Consider the following 14237-nt stretch of genomic DNA (forward strand, 5'->3'; position numbering starts at 1 on the left):
GCGGAAGCTGTGGACGTCCAGCAACTTGTCCTGCACTACGCTGAGACCCTCCGACGCGTGCTCTTCAAGGGCCGCGGGTTCCGCCCCGAGGAGGTCTACGTGGACTACACGCGCGGCACCAAGGCCATGTCGGCCGCCGTGGACTACGTGGCCTTCGACATGGAACTCGCAGGTGTCAGCTACATCCTCGGACAACTCGACGAGCAGGGGCGGGCGATCAGCGGCACCGAGCGGATCTTGAGCTTCCAACCGCTGGAGCTCCTCTTCCGCCGGTCCTGGAGGTCCCTGGTGGAGCTGTTCAACACCGGGCACTTCGCCACCGTCCTCCAGCACGTTTCTCGCGTCCGGGAGCGGACCGTCCGGGACGAGCACCGGAGGCGGCTCGACTTCCTCACCGAGCTGAGCCAGGCCTGCCAGGCATGGGAGCTCCTCGACTACCGGAGGGCGTGCGAGCACTTCCGGGCCTGCCTCAAGGAGTACCGGGACCTCACGGAGAGCCTGGCACCGTCCGGTGAGGTGCCGCGCGCCAGCGAGGTCGTCCACAGACTCTGGAAAAGCCGTTGCACCGGTCCCGCGTGCGGGTGCGGGCTCCCGCTGGACGCGCTGACCTCCATCGACCTGCTAGCCCACGCAGAGCGTCGTGCAGCCGGCCAGCTCTACGACGTGGCCGTGCTCCTCCTGTACCGTCTGCTGGAGTACCTCGCGCAGCACAGGCTCCACAATCGAGGCCTCCGTGCTGACCGAGTCGACCTGGACCGGTTACCCGATGCCGTCCGAGGCCAGTGGGTGAAGCGGACAGATCCGGACGGGTCACTCAAGCTCGGAATGGTGGAGGCGTTCCAGTTGCTGGCCGACCTCGGCGACCCGCTGGGTACCCGATTCATGGACCTCTACGGGGCGACCGACTCCAAGCTACGGGCCTACCTGCAGAGCCGCAACCTGTCGCCCCTGGCCCACGGCTTCCAGCCGGTCGGTCCGGAAGTGTACGAAAAGCTCCGAGCACTGGTCACCGAGCAATTCCTGGCAGAGTCCGTCCCCCAGTGGGAACACCATCTGGGTCAGTTCCGCCTCCCGCTTCTCGACCCACACCCATAGTCCCGTCAAGAACCCGTGGAGAGGGGTGGAACACCTGGAAAGCCCGATCGAACTCAGCGTGACTTTGCTGGCGGATCTCGCGGAGTGCGTGTGCGACTACTAGGCAACCCGACCGCCCCACTCCGGGCCACCTCCGAAGCGGTACCGGGTCCAGCTGAACGCGTGTGCCCTGGTGGCGCAGGCCGTCGGTTTGCGGCCGGTCTCGGGTCTGTCCACGGTGGGCGCGACACCTCCTCTCCACACGGTAGTGCGTGCCCAGCCTCCCTGTCTCGGCTGTCGCCCGGCCCCCGGAGGTGACGCCGGACGGTCCGACGGACACTCGCCAGACCTCGACCGGCCTTCTTCGTGGCGGCCAGCCCGAAACGTCCTCGAACTCCGGGGTACAGCCCGGACGGTGCCCCGGCTGTGCGCCGGCCTTAGAATCGGGATGTGGACTCTGTGGTCCGCCTCCTGGTAGTGCTGCTGGTGGTGGAGCTGGCCGTGCTGGCCTGGGTCCTGACCGGTGCCCGTGCCCGGCTGGAGGCCCGGCGCAAGGCCTACCAAGACTGGTGGGTAGAGCTGCAGGCAGACCCCGTTCGGCGCAGGCTCTACGAGGCGCACCGACGGGCCTTCTGGCGTGCCGGCCTGGCGAGCCTGGTGGACGTATTCCTCTGTCTTGCCGGTACCGCCGCTCTTGTACTCTTGCTGGGACCGGCAGTCGGGTTTGACATCCGTGACGGAGTCTCCGACCCCGAGTCGTTCCTGATCGTGGTTGTGTGGCTGACCTGCTACTTGGTTATCGTGTTCGGCGGCTTCCGCGTATACGGTACCACCCCGGGTCTCCACCTACTCGGGATCGCCGTCATTTCACCGCAGACCGGCCGGCCTGCGGACCGCCGGCAGCTCCGGCCGCCGACCAGGTGGGACTACGCGCGGGACCGGGTGCCCGAGTTCTTCTTCGTCCCGAAGGACGAGCTCCGCCTCTGAGACCAGCAGATCGCGATCACATGGCTCATGCCCTGGCATCACCGTGAGGTAGTAATGAAGTTAGTAATGAAGTAGTGTATAGAAGACCTGATCCCTCCCCTTTCTTTTTCTTGCAGATCCGCAGCACCCAGCAGACCCGCGTCCGGACCCAAGGCAGAGGGGCGCAGACGGGGGCGGAAGGGGGTGTGAAGGTGGACCGTCAGGGCCTCCAGGCACTGCCGGTAGAAAGGATTGAGGCTTAGGCCACCCCCCAATACCACCACCTCAGGATCCACGAGGGCCTAGAGGTCTCCGAGGGAGTGCACGAGGGCTTTTGCGGCCCGGTCCACAAGCCGGATAGCCACCGGATCCCCCCGTGAGGCCAGGTCCAGAACGGAGCAAGTGTTCACGGAGGCCCCGAACACCTGGCGAGCCGCTTCTGTGAGGGCCATCCCCGAGGCCACGGTCTCCAGACACCCCCCTCCGGCCACACCCACACACCTCGCTTTCGGGACCGCAGACCGTGTGCCCCAGGTGGCCCGCGAGGCCCCTCTCCCCGGTGCGCAGCCGGCCCCCGAGCACCAGGCCTGCGCCGATTCCGGTGGAGACGGTCACGAAAGCCATGGAATCCAGACCTCGCCCCGCGCCGTACCGGTACTCTCCCCAGGCCGCGGCCTGGGCGTCGTTCAAGACCTTCACCGGGAGGCCCGTGTGGAGCCGGAACACCGCCCGCAGGTCCAGGCCCGCCCAGTCCGGCAGGATGCGGGGGTTCGCGTGGATCACCCGCCCCCGGTGGATGACCCCGCCGCTCGCCACTCCAAGCCCCAAAGCTCCCCGCCTCCAGTCCTCGAGGAGGCTTAGGGCGGTGCGGATCACCGCCTGAGGCCCTTCCCGGACGGGTGTGGGGGCCTCCCGCCGTTCCACCACCACGCCTTCCACCACCCGGGCCGCCGCGATCTTCGTGCCGCCGATATCCACGGCCAGAACCACCGAGGGCACGGCTCACCCTCCGGGCGTGATCCGGACCCGCACCCGGACCCCGTGCAGCCGGGGCCAGAAGAGCTCCGGGGGCTCCACGGCCAGCACCAGGGAGCCGAGCCGCGGAGCGAAGTGCTCCCGCCATAGGGCCTCGATGCGGGGCATCAGGCGCTCGCGCACCGCCTCCTGTGCCCGGGACCACAGGGGGCCGAGGTCGTAGGGATCGGGATCCCGCAGGATCCCCCGAACCTCCTGCCGGACCTGGGCCTGGTACAGCCAGTCCTCCGCGAGGCGCACCAGGAGCGCTTCCAGCCGATACTCGGGCTGGGTTTCGAAAAGGCTCGCCACGCCAAGCCCGAGCCCGCTGCCCAGGGTGTTGCCCGCGGTGTTCCACCCCGCGTAGGCCGCAAAGCGCGTGGGATCCACCCGCTCCAGGAGTAGCCGCACGAACCGGTCATCCGCACCGTTCGCGTAGGCCACGTCCAGGACCGACACCGGCAAGTTGGCGCGCATGGCTTGCCCGATGTGCTCCACGAACGCCTCCACGTCCCGCTCTGGGGTATCCACGTACTCCCTATCCGGTTGGTGTGCGGCCTCTCCCTGAGCCCGGCCCGGCGCGTTCAGGGCTACCACGAGGTCTGCCTCCTCCGGACGGGATTGCCGGAGTCCCACGGCTTCCAGGTGATGGCGCACCAGTCGCCCCAGGGGTTCGTCCTCGTACCGGGTGGGGATCCCCTCGAGATCCGCCACCGGAGAAATCACCCAGACCCGAGGGCTCCGTCCAGCGTGGTCCAGGAGAAGCCGTGCGAGAAGCGTGCAGGGAACCTCGTCCGCACCCGGGTAGATGTGAACCCGGTCCATCAGTCCGAGGGCTCGAACACGCGCCGAGAGGAACCGACGGTCCATCACGGAGAGACCCTCGGGCGCGGTGTCGTCCAGGGTAAGGTGCAGCCTGCCGATAACCCCTTGGACCACCAGCTCCAGGGCCGTACAGTGCACCGCCCGGCTGCGCTCCCGGATAAACAGGAAGTCTGTGAGGACCTCTGGAGGGATCGCACGCTTTGCCTCTTCCAGGCGCTCCGCCCCCCCCGCCTCTCCCCGCTCGGCCCGGTCGGCCCACACGCTGTACGCCCGCAGCGATGGGCCATACCGCGCGTAGTACGGCCTTTCCTCGAAGGGATCGTCGCCTGCGGCCACACGGGGGACGGTGCCGTGCGCGTAGATTCGCAGGCCTTGAGCCCGCAGAATCTCCAGGGTTCGCAGCCTCCGCATCGCCTCCTCCACCGAAGCATCCCCGCGCCGGGCAGGGACGAGGCCCCCCAGGGCGAGGGTCTCGAGGCTCACCACGGCCGCGAGGGCGTGGGGAGCCTGGTCCACGAGCCATCCGTGGAGAGCGGTCAGGTCTCCGGGCTCGTTGCGCCGGGGGAGGCACGCTTCCGGCGGCGTGCGGAGGTCCAACCCCGCCACGCGCCCAAGCTGCAGGGGGAGGTCTAGGGTATGGGGGCGGGTATCGGGCGGAACGAAGAGCACCGTCACAGGTACGCCCCCTGCTGCCGGAGGAGCTCCCGAAGCCCCTGGCCGTCCACCTCCCGTACGCCCACGCCCCGCAGGGCAGCCAGAGCCGCGGCCACGCCCGCAGCCTGGCCCATAGAGTGGGCGTTCTGCTGGATGCGGATGGAGGCCTGCGCTTCGAAGGTGGCCGAAATGCACCGCCCCGCCACCAGTACGTTCTCCAGGCCCCGGGGGATCAGGCACCGGTATGGGATCTCGTGGTAGGCCTCGGGCCGGAAGTACGGAGCCTCTCCGCGATCCTCGTACCGGAGCCGCTCCCCCCGCACGGAGTGGATGTCCACGGGGTAGTGGTTGCGGCAGATGGCATCCGGGAAGGTGCGGCAATGGAGGATGTCCTCCAGGGTGAGCACGTAGTCGCCCACGATCCTCCTGGTCTCCCGCACGCCCACCATAGGCGCCACCATCACCAGGTAACCGTGCTCGCAGCCGGGGAGGAAGCGACGGCAGAACGCGAGGAGGCGCTCGATGGCCCGACGCCCGTCCACCTGGGCGGCCGAGAGCTGCCAAGGATCCGTGCCGTCGTGGAGGTCCGGCCGGATACGGGGGCAGTTGAAGGAGAGCTCTCCGGGCCGGCCCGGCACGGTGAAGGCCTGAAAGTAGTCGCCGTCCCGCTCCAGCAGCACCCCCTCCTCCACGGCCCGGCGGAAGAGGGGCTCTAGCGGTGAGCCTCGGTCCCACACCATCCACAGGTGCAGGAAATGGGGGCCCAGCTGCGGCATGCCGATTCCCACAAGGAAGTCGTGCAGACGAACGAGGTCCACGTTGCCCAGGTGCCACCGCAGGGTCAGGGCCTGGTGCGTTCCGGTCTCATCCCCACTCCTGTACGGAGCGCCCGCCCGCACCGCGAGGTCCGCATCCCCCGTGGCGTCCACGAACACCCGGGCCCGCAGCCGCCAGAGTCCCCCTTTGTTGTGCACCACGACCCCGCGCACCCACCCCGCTTCCACCTCCGGGTACACGAAGTGGGTGTGGTAGAGGACCTCCCCACCGGCCTTCAGCAGCAGCTCCTCCAGCACGAACTTCAGTCCCTCCGGGTTGAACCAGTTGTCGTTGCCGTCGGGGCTCACATCCGCGTCCCCCCGGGCCCGCAGCCGGGCCTTCAGCTCCTCCGTGAGGCCTCGGTTGAGGTTCCTGCCCCCCGCGGTGTTGCGCATCATGGGGGTGACGAGCCCCCCCGTGGCGGTCCCACCCAGAAACCCCAGGGCCTCTACCACCAGGGTGCGGGCCTGCATGCGCGCGGCCGCAATCCCCGCCACGGCCCCCGCGGTCCCTCCGCCTACCACGATCACGTCCCACGAGCGGCCCACCTCCCGGATGGAGTGCATCATCCCCGGATCGCCCCCTCCAATCCCCGCATGAAGAACCGCTGCGCGAAGCAGAACACCACCAGGATGGGCAACATGGCCAGCACCGCACCCGCGGCGATGAGCCGGGTGTTGTGGGCAAAGAGGCCCTGCAGGTACAGCAGCCCCACCGCGAGCGGATACCGATCCGGATCCTGCAGGACCACGAGGGGCCAGATGAAGGAGTTCCAGTGGGCCACGAACGAGAGGACGCCCAGGGCCGCGAGGGCGGGCCCGCTGAGGGGGACCACGATCCGCGCCCAGATCCGGAACTCCGAAGCCCCGTCCACCCGGGCTGCATCCAAAAGCTCCTGAGGGATGGCGAGGTAAGCCTGGCGCAGAAGGAAGATGCCCACCACGGAGGCCAGAGAGGGCAGGACCACGCCTGTGTAGGTGTTCACAAGCCGCAGGTGGGTCAGGGTGAGGAAGTTCACCACGAACCCCGCCTCGTTCGGCAGGAGCAAGGTGCTCAGCAGGGCCAGGAGAAGGAAGTTACGGCCCGGGAAGTCCATGCGGGCGAGCGGGTACGCGGCCAGACTGCACACGAGCAGGGTTCCGGAAACCCCGTACGCGGTGAGGACCACGGAGTTCAGGAAGTAGCGGCCCACGGGCAGGGTCCGGACCACCTCCGTGAAGTTCCGGAGGCCCGCATTCTCCGGAAAAAAGCGGGGAGGGAAGACAAAGACGCTCCCCGCGGTGCTCAGGGCCGTGCTGAGGGTCCACAGGAAGGGAAACAGGGTAAAGAGGGCGATCCCGCAGAGCAGGGTGTACAGGAGCGCATGGCCCAGGGTGGAACGCAGTTTCCTCACCACGGCCGCAGCCCTCCCTCCCGGAAGACCCAGACGTGCAGCGCGGAAAACAACAGACCGATGACGGCCACCAAGAGCCCCGCGGCGGCCGCGAGCCCCCACCGGAACTCCTGGAAGGCCTTTTGGTATACGTACAGGAGGGCGGTGGCGGTCTGTCCGAAGGGCCCTCCTCCCGTCATCACGTACACCTCCTCGAAGACCTTGAGGGCGGCCAGGGTGGAGAGGAGGGTACATAGGAGGAGGGTAGGCCGCAACAGGGGGAGGGTGACGAAGAGGAACACCTGCAGCCGGCCCGCGCCGTCCACCCGGGCCGCCTCCTCGAGCTCCCGCGGGACCGCTTGCAGGCCCGCCAGGTACAACACCATGTAGTACCCAATCCCCTTCCAGAAGGTCACGAGCATCACCGCGTACAGGGCAAGGGTGGGATGGTTGAGCCATTCGAAGGGCCGCGGGAGAAGACCCAGCCGGAGCCCCACCCAGTTCACCACCCCGTGCTGCGCGTACATCCAGTTCCACATCAACCCGGCCACCGCGAAGGAGGTGATCACGGGGACGTAGTAGGCGGCCCGGAACAGCAGGATGCCCACAAGCCTCCGGTTCACCAGCAGGGCCAGCAGGAGAGCCGCCAGTTGGATGGCGGGCACCACCAGGAGGTAGCGGAGGGAGTTGCGGAGGGCCACCCCGAAGGCTGGATCCTCCACCAGAAAGCGGAAGTTCTCCAGCCCCACCCAGCGGGGCGGGCGGAGGACGTTGTAGTCCGCAAAGGCGAGGAGGGTGCCGAAGGCCAGGGGCGCGAAGGTGAAGGCGGAAAGCAGCACCAGGGCGGGTGCTAAGAACAGGTACGCCACCAGGGCAGCGCGCAGCCGCGGCCTCAGGAGGGGACGGGAGGGGGCGAGGGGAAGCGCCCTAGAGCCGCGCATTCCAGTAGCGTACCGCATCCTCCAGGGCCTGCTGGGGCGTCTTCCGCCCAAAGAAGGCGGCCTCGATGTTGTCCCGGAACGCCTTCATGAGCTCCCCCTGGTGCGGCACCACCACGGTGAGATCCCGGGCGAGGGGCAGCTGGCGCGCGTCGAGGATCCGCGCGCGGTCTTCGGGGGTGGGGTTCGGGGGGATCTGGGTGAAGAAGGGATCCCGGGCCGCGGCCCGGGCGGTGGGGAAGATGGTGACGATGCGGCAGAACGCCAGTTGGTTCCGGTCGTCCGTCACGTACAGGGCGAACCGCACCGCCTCCCGCGGGTGCCGGGTGGTACGGGGAACGCTGAGCCCCATGAGGGGTGCGTGGATCACCTGCCCCCGGTCCAGGGGGTACGGGCCCACCCGCGTGCGATGGTACACTGCAAGGTTGTCGTGCCGGACCCGGAGGAGGAACTGCGGGCCCGTGATGAGCATGCCGAGCTGCCCCGCGGTGTACCGCTCCGTGGCTCCCAGATACCCGCGGCGGAGGGTGTCCTCCGGAAAGTAGTCCTGCTGGAACAACTGCACCCATTTCTGGAGCTCCCGCACATGGTGAGGGGAGTGGAAGACCGCCCGCCCCTTCTCTAGTACGGGAAGTCCCGCCTCCTGGAACCGCTGCAGCAGGTTGGTGCCGTTCACGTTGGGCATGAAGCCATAGAGCCCCGTGCGATCCTTGATCCTTCTGGCGTACGCGATGAGCTCGTCCGTGGTGCGCGGCGGCCGGTCCGGGTCCAACCCCGCCCGCCTCCAGACCTCCACGTTGTAGGCCACCACGGGAGGCGCCACGTACCACGGGAGGCCGTAGATCTGCCCCCGGATCCGGAAGGATCGGAGCATCCCATCGAAGTACCGGGTGCGGTCCTCGGGCCGCAGGAGGCCGTCCAGGGCCCGTAGTCCCTCCTGCTGTGCCAGTTCCGCGGCCATGGGGACGTTGAGGTTCACCACGTCCGGGGGAGTTCCCGCCGCGAGGCTTGCCAGGAGCTTCTGCCCCACGGCGTCCACGGGCTGGTCCACCCACCGCACCCGCACACCGGGGTTCTGGCGTTCGTAGGTGCGGATGAGCTCCGTGATGTAGTCCGTGAAGAAGGGCCTGAGGGAGATGGTCCAGAACTCCAGGGTGATGTCCGAAGTTCCCGCGCGCACCCAGGGCGTCAGGAGGAAAAGGATCAGGGCAATTCCCACACCCCTACGCATGGTTCCCTCCCCGGAGCGCTTCCACGAACCGGCGGGTGATGCGCTGGGGACGGGTGATGGCGCTCCCCACCACCACCGCGAACGCTCCCAGTTCCAGACACCGCCGCGCCTGCGCGGGCTCCCAGATCCGGCCCTCCGCCACCACCGGGATCCCGAACCGCCCCGTTACCGCCTCCACCAGACGCTTGAGCAGTTCAAAGTCCGGAGCATAGGGGTCAAGGGGTCCAGCGGCGTCCGTATATCCCGCGAGGGTGGTGGCTATGACGTCGAATCCCAATCGGGCTGCTTGGATCCCTTCCTCCAGGTTGCTCACGTCCGCCCACAGGGGCGCCTTCCACCGCTCCCGGATCTCCTCCACGAGGCGCGGGAGAGGGATACCGCCGGGCCGGGGTCTAGAGGTGGCATCGAGGGCAAGGACGTGAGCCCCCGCCTCGATGGCCTCCCCGGCCTCCCGGAGGGTAGGGGTGATGATGACGGGGGAATCCGGGTAGGTGCGCTTGATGAGCCCGATCACCGCAAGCGGCACCGCCTCCCGCACGGCCCGGATATCGGGCCCAGAGTTCGCCCGGATCCCGACCGCACCCCCCTCATATGCCGCCACCGCCATCCGGGCCATGAGGTCAGGACCGAACAGGAGCTCCCCGGGAAGGGCCTGGCAGGAGACCACGAGTCCACCTCGCAGGCGCTCGATCGCCTCGTGCCCCATGGCAAGACGGAGTTCGTTACCGCCCGGGCGGTTCCTCTTTCCCCAGCAAGGCGTACCGGAGCAAAAGATCCCCCTCGTGCTCGCGGGCCTCCACTAGGCGCAGCCGCCGGGGGGGATCCAGTACCCCCTCCACGAGCCGACGCTCTCCAGAGCCCACCATCCACGGCGCCACGGTCAGGAAGAGCTCGTCCACGAGGTCCAGGGCCAAAAGCCGGCCAGCCAGCACCGGTCCGCCCTCGCACACCGCCCACCGGATTCCCCGCGCGTGCAGGAGTTGAAGCATCCGCCCCAGGTCCACCTCTCTCCGCCCGCACCGCATCACCTCCGCCACCTGGGCGATTCCGTTCAGGACTTCTGCCTCCGCGTCCTCCGGAATCACCACCAGAGGTCGCCGGTCCGGATCCGAGAACACCCGGTGGGTGGGATCCAGGGCGGCCCGGGCGGTGACGATCACAAGGCGCGGGAGTGGCGCAAGGCCTCGGGCGGTGCGGCGGGCCTGCGCCTCCAGAGGGAGCCGGGGAGGGCCGTACGCTTCCTCCCGCACGGTGCCCGCGCCCACCAGGATGGCATCACACGCCTCCCGCAGCCGGCGGAAGGCCAGGCGGTCTGCGGTCCCCCCCATCCCTCCCGTCCTTCCCTGCAGCGTGGCCCCTCCATCCGCGCTCATCACCAGGTGCAGGGCCACATGGGGTCGATCTGGGCGGTCCGGAAACCGCAGGTCCGCGTACAGGTTCTCCATCGGCTCCTCCCAGTAATCGGGGATCAACCGGCGCATTCGCTCCCTTTCCAACCGGACTCGATGCCACTAGTCTAGTGGGGAGGCGGGTTGGCGCGCCATGGACCGATCATCGCGGTGGGGATCCCATGTCCTCCCTGTTGGAGCGTACGCGGGAGTACCTGGCGGCCCGGCAGCCGGAGGCGCTGCGGGCTCTGACGGCCGAGCTGCACCCCGCTGACCTCGCGGACCTCCTCCTCCAGCTCGAGAGCTCGGAACGCCTGACCCTGCTCTTCCTCCTGGATCTGGACCGCGCGGCCCAGGTCCTGGAGGAGCTGCCGGACGAGGTACGCCTGCGACTTCTGGAGCACCTGGGCGACGAGGAGGCGAGCCGCCTGATCCTCCAGATGGACACGGACGAGGCCGCGGACGTGCTGGGGGAACTCTCCCGGGACCGCCTCCGGCGGCTCCTGGCCCGCATGGGAGGGGAGGCGGCGGCGGTTCAGGAGCTGCTACGGTACCCCGAGGACACCGCGGGCGGCCTCATGACCACGGAGTACGTGGCCGTACGCGACCACCTGCGGGTGCAGGATGCCATCGGGGAGCTGCGCCGGGTGGGGCAAGAGGTGGAGCTCCCTTACTACGTGTACGTGGTGGATCCGGAGGGCCGGCTGCGGGGCGTGGTGAGCCTGCGGGATCTCGTGGTGGCTTCCCCGGATGCCCTCGTACGGGAGATCATGCGCAAGGATCCCGTCACCGTCCGGCCCGAAGCGGATCGGGAAGAAGCGGCACGGCTGCTGGAGAAATACGACCTCCTGGCTCTGCCCGTTTGCGACGCGCAGGGGCGGCTGTTGGGCATCATCACCGCGGATGACCTCCTGCGGGTGACCGCGGAGGAGGGAACCGAGGACGTGCTACGGCTGGCGGGGGCTCCGGCTCCGCTTGTGGGATTGGCGGGAGGGCTTCCCTGGAAGTGGGTGGCGAGACGGGCGGGGTTTTTGGTCTTCAACCTGCTCCTGAACGTGGTGGCCGCGGTGCTCATCAGCCGGTTCGAGTCCATCCTGGAGCGCGCGGTCGCCCTCGCCTTCTTCTTCCCCATGATCGCGGCCACCGCGGGCAACGTGGGCACCCAGTCCCTGGCGGTGGCGGTGCGGGGCATGGCCACGGGATCCCTCGCGGAGAACCGGTGGGAGGGAGCAGTCCGGGAGGTGCGCACGGGTGCGGTGGTGGGGGGAGTGTGTGGACTTCTGGCCTTCCTGTTTGTGGCGCTGTGGCAGGGGAGTCTGGTGCTCGGGCTCGTGGTGGGGAGCGCCATGAGCCTGAGCCTCACCCTCGCGGCGGCAGTCGGCATTCTGGTGCCCTTTGGCTTCGCCGCCCTCCGGGTGGATCCCGCGGTGGCAAGCGGTCCGCTCATCACCACCCTCACGGACAACCTCTCCCTGGGCCTGTACCTGCTTCTAGCTACCCTGGTCCTGGGGAGGATACCGTGAACCCCCGGGTAGGTCGGCTGCGGGAGCTGCTGAGGGACCCGGTCCGCCTGCGGGAGGTCGCCCGTGAGATGCACCCCGCGGACGTGGCGGAGGCCCTGCAACACCTCCCGGACCCAGAGGCGCAGCAGGTGCTGGAAGCCCTAGGTTCCCGCGGCGCGGAGGCCATGGAGTACCTCCCGCCCGACCGCCAGCAGGCCCTCCTCCGGGGAATCCCTCTGGAGGTCCAGGCGGAGCTGCTGGAGGGGATGAGCACGGACGACGCCGCGGACCTCCTGGGGCGCCTGAGTCCGGAGGAGGCGCGCTCCCTCCTGGACCGCATGGCACCCGCGGAAGCCGAGGACGTCCGGAAACTCCTGCACTACGGGCCACAGACCGCGGGCGGCCGCATGACCCCGGAGTTCGTGGCGGTGCGCCAGGACTGGACGGTGGAAGAGGCCCTGGAGCACCTGCGGCGGATGGCTCCCCGCGCGGAGACCGTGTACTACGTGTACGTGGTGGATCCGGAGGGCCGGCTGCGGGGCGTGGTGAGCCTGCGGGATCTCATCGTGGCCCATCCCGGAACCCGCATCGCCGCCGTGATGACCACCCGGGTGATCTCCGTGCAGGCGGAGGACGATCAGGAGACCGTAGCCCGTACCTTCAAGAAGTACGGGCTCCTGGCCCTTCCCGTGGTGGACCGGGAGGGGAGGCTGGTGGGCGTGGTGACCGTGGACGACATCCTGGACGTGGTGGAGGAGGAGGCCACGGAGGACGCGTACCGGCTTACGGGGCTTGTGGAGGTGGTGGAGGCGGAACGTTCCCCGTGGCGGCGGGCTCTGCGGCGGCTTCCGTGGCTGGTGGCCCTGATGGCCCTGGAGTCCGTGGCGGCCCAGGTGGTAGGGCAGTTCGAGCACATCCTACAGGCCTTAGTGGCACTTGCCTTTTTCATCCCCATGTTGAACGACCAGGCGGGGAACATGGGGATTCAGTGCGCCGCCTTCGCGATACGGGCCCTCGCCACGGGCGAGGTGGATCGCCGGACGTATCGAACCTTCCTCGCGCGGGAGGTGGTGGTGGGCCTCATCTCGGCACTATGGAGCGCGGGGGTGGCCGCGGCCATCGGTTGGGTGTGGTGGCGGGATCCTCGCCTGAGCCTCGTTCTGGCCCTCACGATCTTCGTGGTGATGAACGTGGCGGCGCTTTTGGGCTCCGTGATCCCGCTGGGGCTTACCCTGCTGCGTCGGGATCCCGCGGTGGCCTCCGGGCCCTTCATCACCTCCTTGATGGACCTCTTGACCGTCACCGTGTACTTCACCGTGGCGGTGCGGCTGCTGCGACTGGGGGGCTAGGTGCCGGTCTACAAGGTGGAAGGGATCGTGCTGGGCCGCCGCAATCTGGGGGAGGCGGACCGGGTCCTCACCCTCCTCACCCGGGAGTATGGGAAGCTGGCGGTGAAGGCCAAGGCGGTGCGACGGCCCAGCAGCCGCCTGGCAGGAAGGCTGGAACCCTTCACCCACGCGCGGTTCCTTCTCGCCCGCGGCCGCACCCTGGATGTGGTGGCCCAGGTGGAGGTGATCACCAGCTTCGCGTCCCTGCGGGCCGACCTCCTCCGCACCGCCTGGGCCGCGGTGTGCGCGGAGCTCACGGACCGGATGCTCCAGGGGCTGGACCCGCACCCCGAGGTGTTTGAGACGCTCCTGCAGGCCCAGGAGGCCCTGGCGGGCGGAGATCCGGAGATGGCGACGTTGTGGTATGCCCTGCGCCTGGTGCGCCACCTGGGCTACGGGCCCGTGCTCGATCGGTGCGCCCGCTGCGGGCGGTCGGTGCAGGGGAATGGAGCATGGCAGATCCTCGCCGGCGGTCTCCTGTGTGCGACCTGTGCCCTCCAGGATCCCCAGGCGCCCGGGATCCGGGGGGAGACCGTGGGAGCCCTGCGGTTTCTGAGCCGGGCCCGCCCTCGCGAGCTCGCCCGATTGCGGCTTTCCGCTTCTGCCCGGGCGGAGGCTGTGGATGCCCTGGTGACGTACGCGGAAGCTCACTTCGAGGGACGCCTGCGCAGCCTGGGAGTTCTGCGGACCCTGCAGGTCCCCTCCGTAGCGCCGCGTGGAGAGGATATACTCGAGACGAGGACTCCGTGAGGTGCGACCCATGGAGATCGATCTGGATCGGGCGAAGCAGGTCCTGGTGAAGCTGTCCGAGGCCCTGCAGGAGGTACGGGAGGTGGTGCGGGTGGACCAGAGTGGACTGGTCCGGCTGCGGTCGGACGGCCGGACCATCGAGCTCCCGCTCGTCTGGGCCGCCGCGGGGCTTTTGGGGCTGCTGGTGGCCTCCGTGGTCTCGGGGATGCAGGGCCGGGAGCGGGTTCGAGAGGAGGAGCCCCTCGGCATCGGCTAGAGGCGGGGTGGCGCCACCTCGGCGCCACAGCACAGGAGGCCTCCGTCCCGGATCGGGCGGAGG

The 14237-nt window shown here is 68.9% G+C and carries 14 protein-coding genes; 6 read left to right on the plus strand and 8 right to left on the minus strand.

What is annotated here, in order from left to right; translation table 11 throughout:
• On the plus strand, window positions 1-1095 hold a 1095-nt coding region (locus N0A24_04925; GenBank protein ID MCS7172737.1), incomplete at its 5' end, for a TIGR02710 family CRISPR-associated CARF protein.
• Window positions 1096-1533: 438 nt separating this feature from the next.
• Complete coding sequence (locus N0A24_04930) at window positions 1534-2061, plus strand: RDD family protein (protein MCS7172738.1); 528 nt, start codon at window positions 1534-1536, stop codon at window positions 2059-2061.
• Window positions 2062-2325: 264 nt separating this feature from the next.
• Here N0A24_04930 and N0A24_04935 read toward each other — a convergent pair whose 3' ends face one another.
• The 8 genes from N0A24_04935 to N0A24_04970 are packed head-to-tail and all read right to left on the minus strand — an operon-like array spanning window position 2326 to window position 10335.
• Window positions 2326-3039 (minus strand): ROK family protein, encoded by a 714-nt coding sequence (locus tag N0A24_04935; protein MCS7172739.1) that lies wholly within the window; start codon window positions 3037-3039, stop codon window positions 2326-2328.
• A gap of 3 nt (window positions 3040-3042) precedes the next feature.
• The gene (locus N0A24_04940; protein ID MCS7172740.1) at window positions 3043-4554 is read right to left on the minus strand and encodes a DUF4127 family protein; all 1512 of its coding nucleotides are present in this window, start codon (window positions 4552-4554) and stop codon (window positions 3043-3045) included.
• Window positions 4551-5918: an FAD-dependent oxidoreductase gene (locus N0A24_04945; protein MCS7172741.1), complete on the minus strand. Its 1368-nt coding sequence runs from the start codon at window positions 5916-5918 to the stop codon at window positions 4551-4553. Before N0A24_04945 ends, N0A24_04940 begins: the two co-directional genes overlap by 4 nt.
• Entirely contained in the window at window positions 5915-6745 is an 831-nt protein-coding gene (locus tag N0A24_04950; protein ID MCS7172742.1) for a carbohydrate ABC transporter permease, read from the minus strand. Before N0A24_04950 ends, N0A24_04945 begins: the two co-directional genes overlap by 4 nt.
• Window positions 6739-7662 carry a sugar ABC transporter permease gene (locus N0A24_04955; protein MCS7172743.1) on the minus strand — a complete coding sequence of 308 codons (924 nt, stop codon included), beginning with the start codon at window positions 7660-7662 and terminating at the stop codon, window positions 6739-6741. Before N0A24_04955 ends, N0A24_04950 begins: the two co-directional genes overlap by 7 nt.
• Complete coding sequence (locus N0A24_04960) at window positions 7649-8890, minus strand: sugar ABC transporter substrate-binding protein (GenBank protein ID MCS7172744.1); 1242 nt, start codon at window positions 8888-8890, stop codon at window positions 7649-7651. Before N0A24_04960 ends, N0A24_04955 begins: the two co-directional genes overlap by 14 nt.
• The gene (locus N0A24_04965; protein MCS7172745.1) at window positions 8883-9596 is read right to left on the minus strand and encodes an N-acetylmannosamine-6-phosphate 2-epimerase; all 714 of its coding nucleotides are present in this window, start codon (window positions 9594-9596) and stop codon (window positions 8883-8885) included. The genes N0A24_04960 and N0A24_04965 overlap by 8 nt, the downstream gene beginning before the upstream one ends.
• A 16-nt stretch (window positions 9597-9612) precedes the next feature.
• Window positions 9613-10335 carry a dihydrofolate reductase family protein gene (locus N0A24_04970; GenBank protein ID MCS7172746.1) on the minus strand — a complete coding sequence of 241 codons (723 nt, stop codon included), beginning with the start codon at window positions 10333-10335 and terminating at the stop codon, window positions 9613-9615.
• 125 nt (window positions 10336-10460) lie between these two features.
• Here N0A24_04970 and mgtE (N0A24_04975) point away from each other — a divergent pair, with 125 nt between their 5' ends.
• Genes mgtE (N0A24_04975) through N0A24_04990 form a run of 4 tightly spaced genes read left to right on the plus strand, consistent with a single transcriptional unit; the run spans window position 10461 to window position 14174 of the window.
• On the plus strand, window positions 10461-11801 hold the full coding sequence (gene mgtE, locus N0A24_04975) for a magnesium transporter (protein MCS7172747.1): 1341 nt from the start codon (window positions 10461-10463) through the stop codon (window positions 11799-11801).
• Window positions 11798-13129: a magnesium transporter gene (mgtE, locus tag N0A24_04980; protein MCS7172748.1), complete on the plus strand. Its 1332-nt coding sequence runs from the start codon at window positions 11798-11800 to the stop codon at window positions 13127-13129. The genes mgtE (N0A24_04975) and mgtE (N0A24_04980) overlap by 4 nt, the downstream gene beginning before the upstream one ends.
• Window positions 13130-13918: a DNA repair protein RecO gene (recO, locus tag N0A24_04985; protein ID MCS7172749.1), complete on the plus strand. Its 789-nt coding sequence runs from the start codon at window positions 13130-13132 to the stop codon at window positions 13916-13918.
• A gap of 10 nt (window positions 13919-13928) precedes the next feature.
• Window positions 13929-14174 carry a hypothetical protein gene (locus N0A24_04990; GenBank protein MCS7172750.1) on the plus strand — a complete coding sequence of 82 codons (246 nt, stop codon included), beginning with the start codon at window positions 13929-13931 and terminating at the stop codon, window positions 14172-14174.
• Window positions 14175-14237: the final 63 nt, after the last annotated feature.

Source organism: Armatimonadota bacterium, assembly GCA_025059775.1.
In the GTDB taxonomy this organism is placed as follows: Bacteria; Sysuimicrobiota; Sysuimicrobiia; order Sysuimicrobiales; family Sysuimicrobiaceae; genus Sysuimicrobium.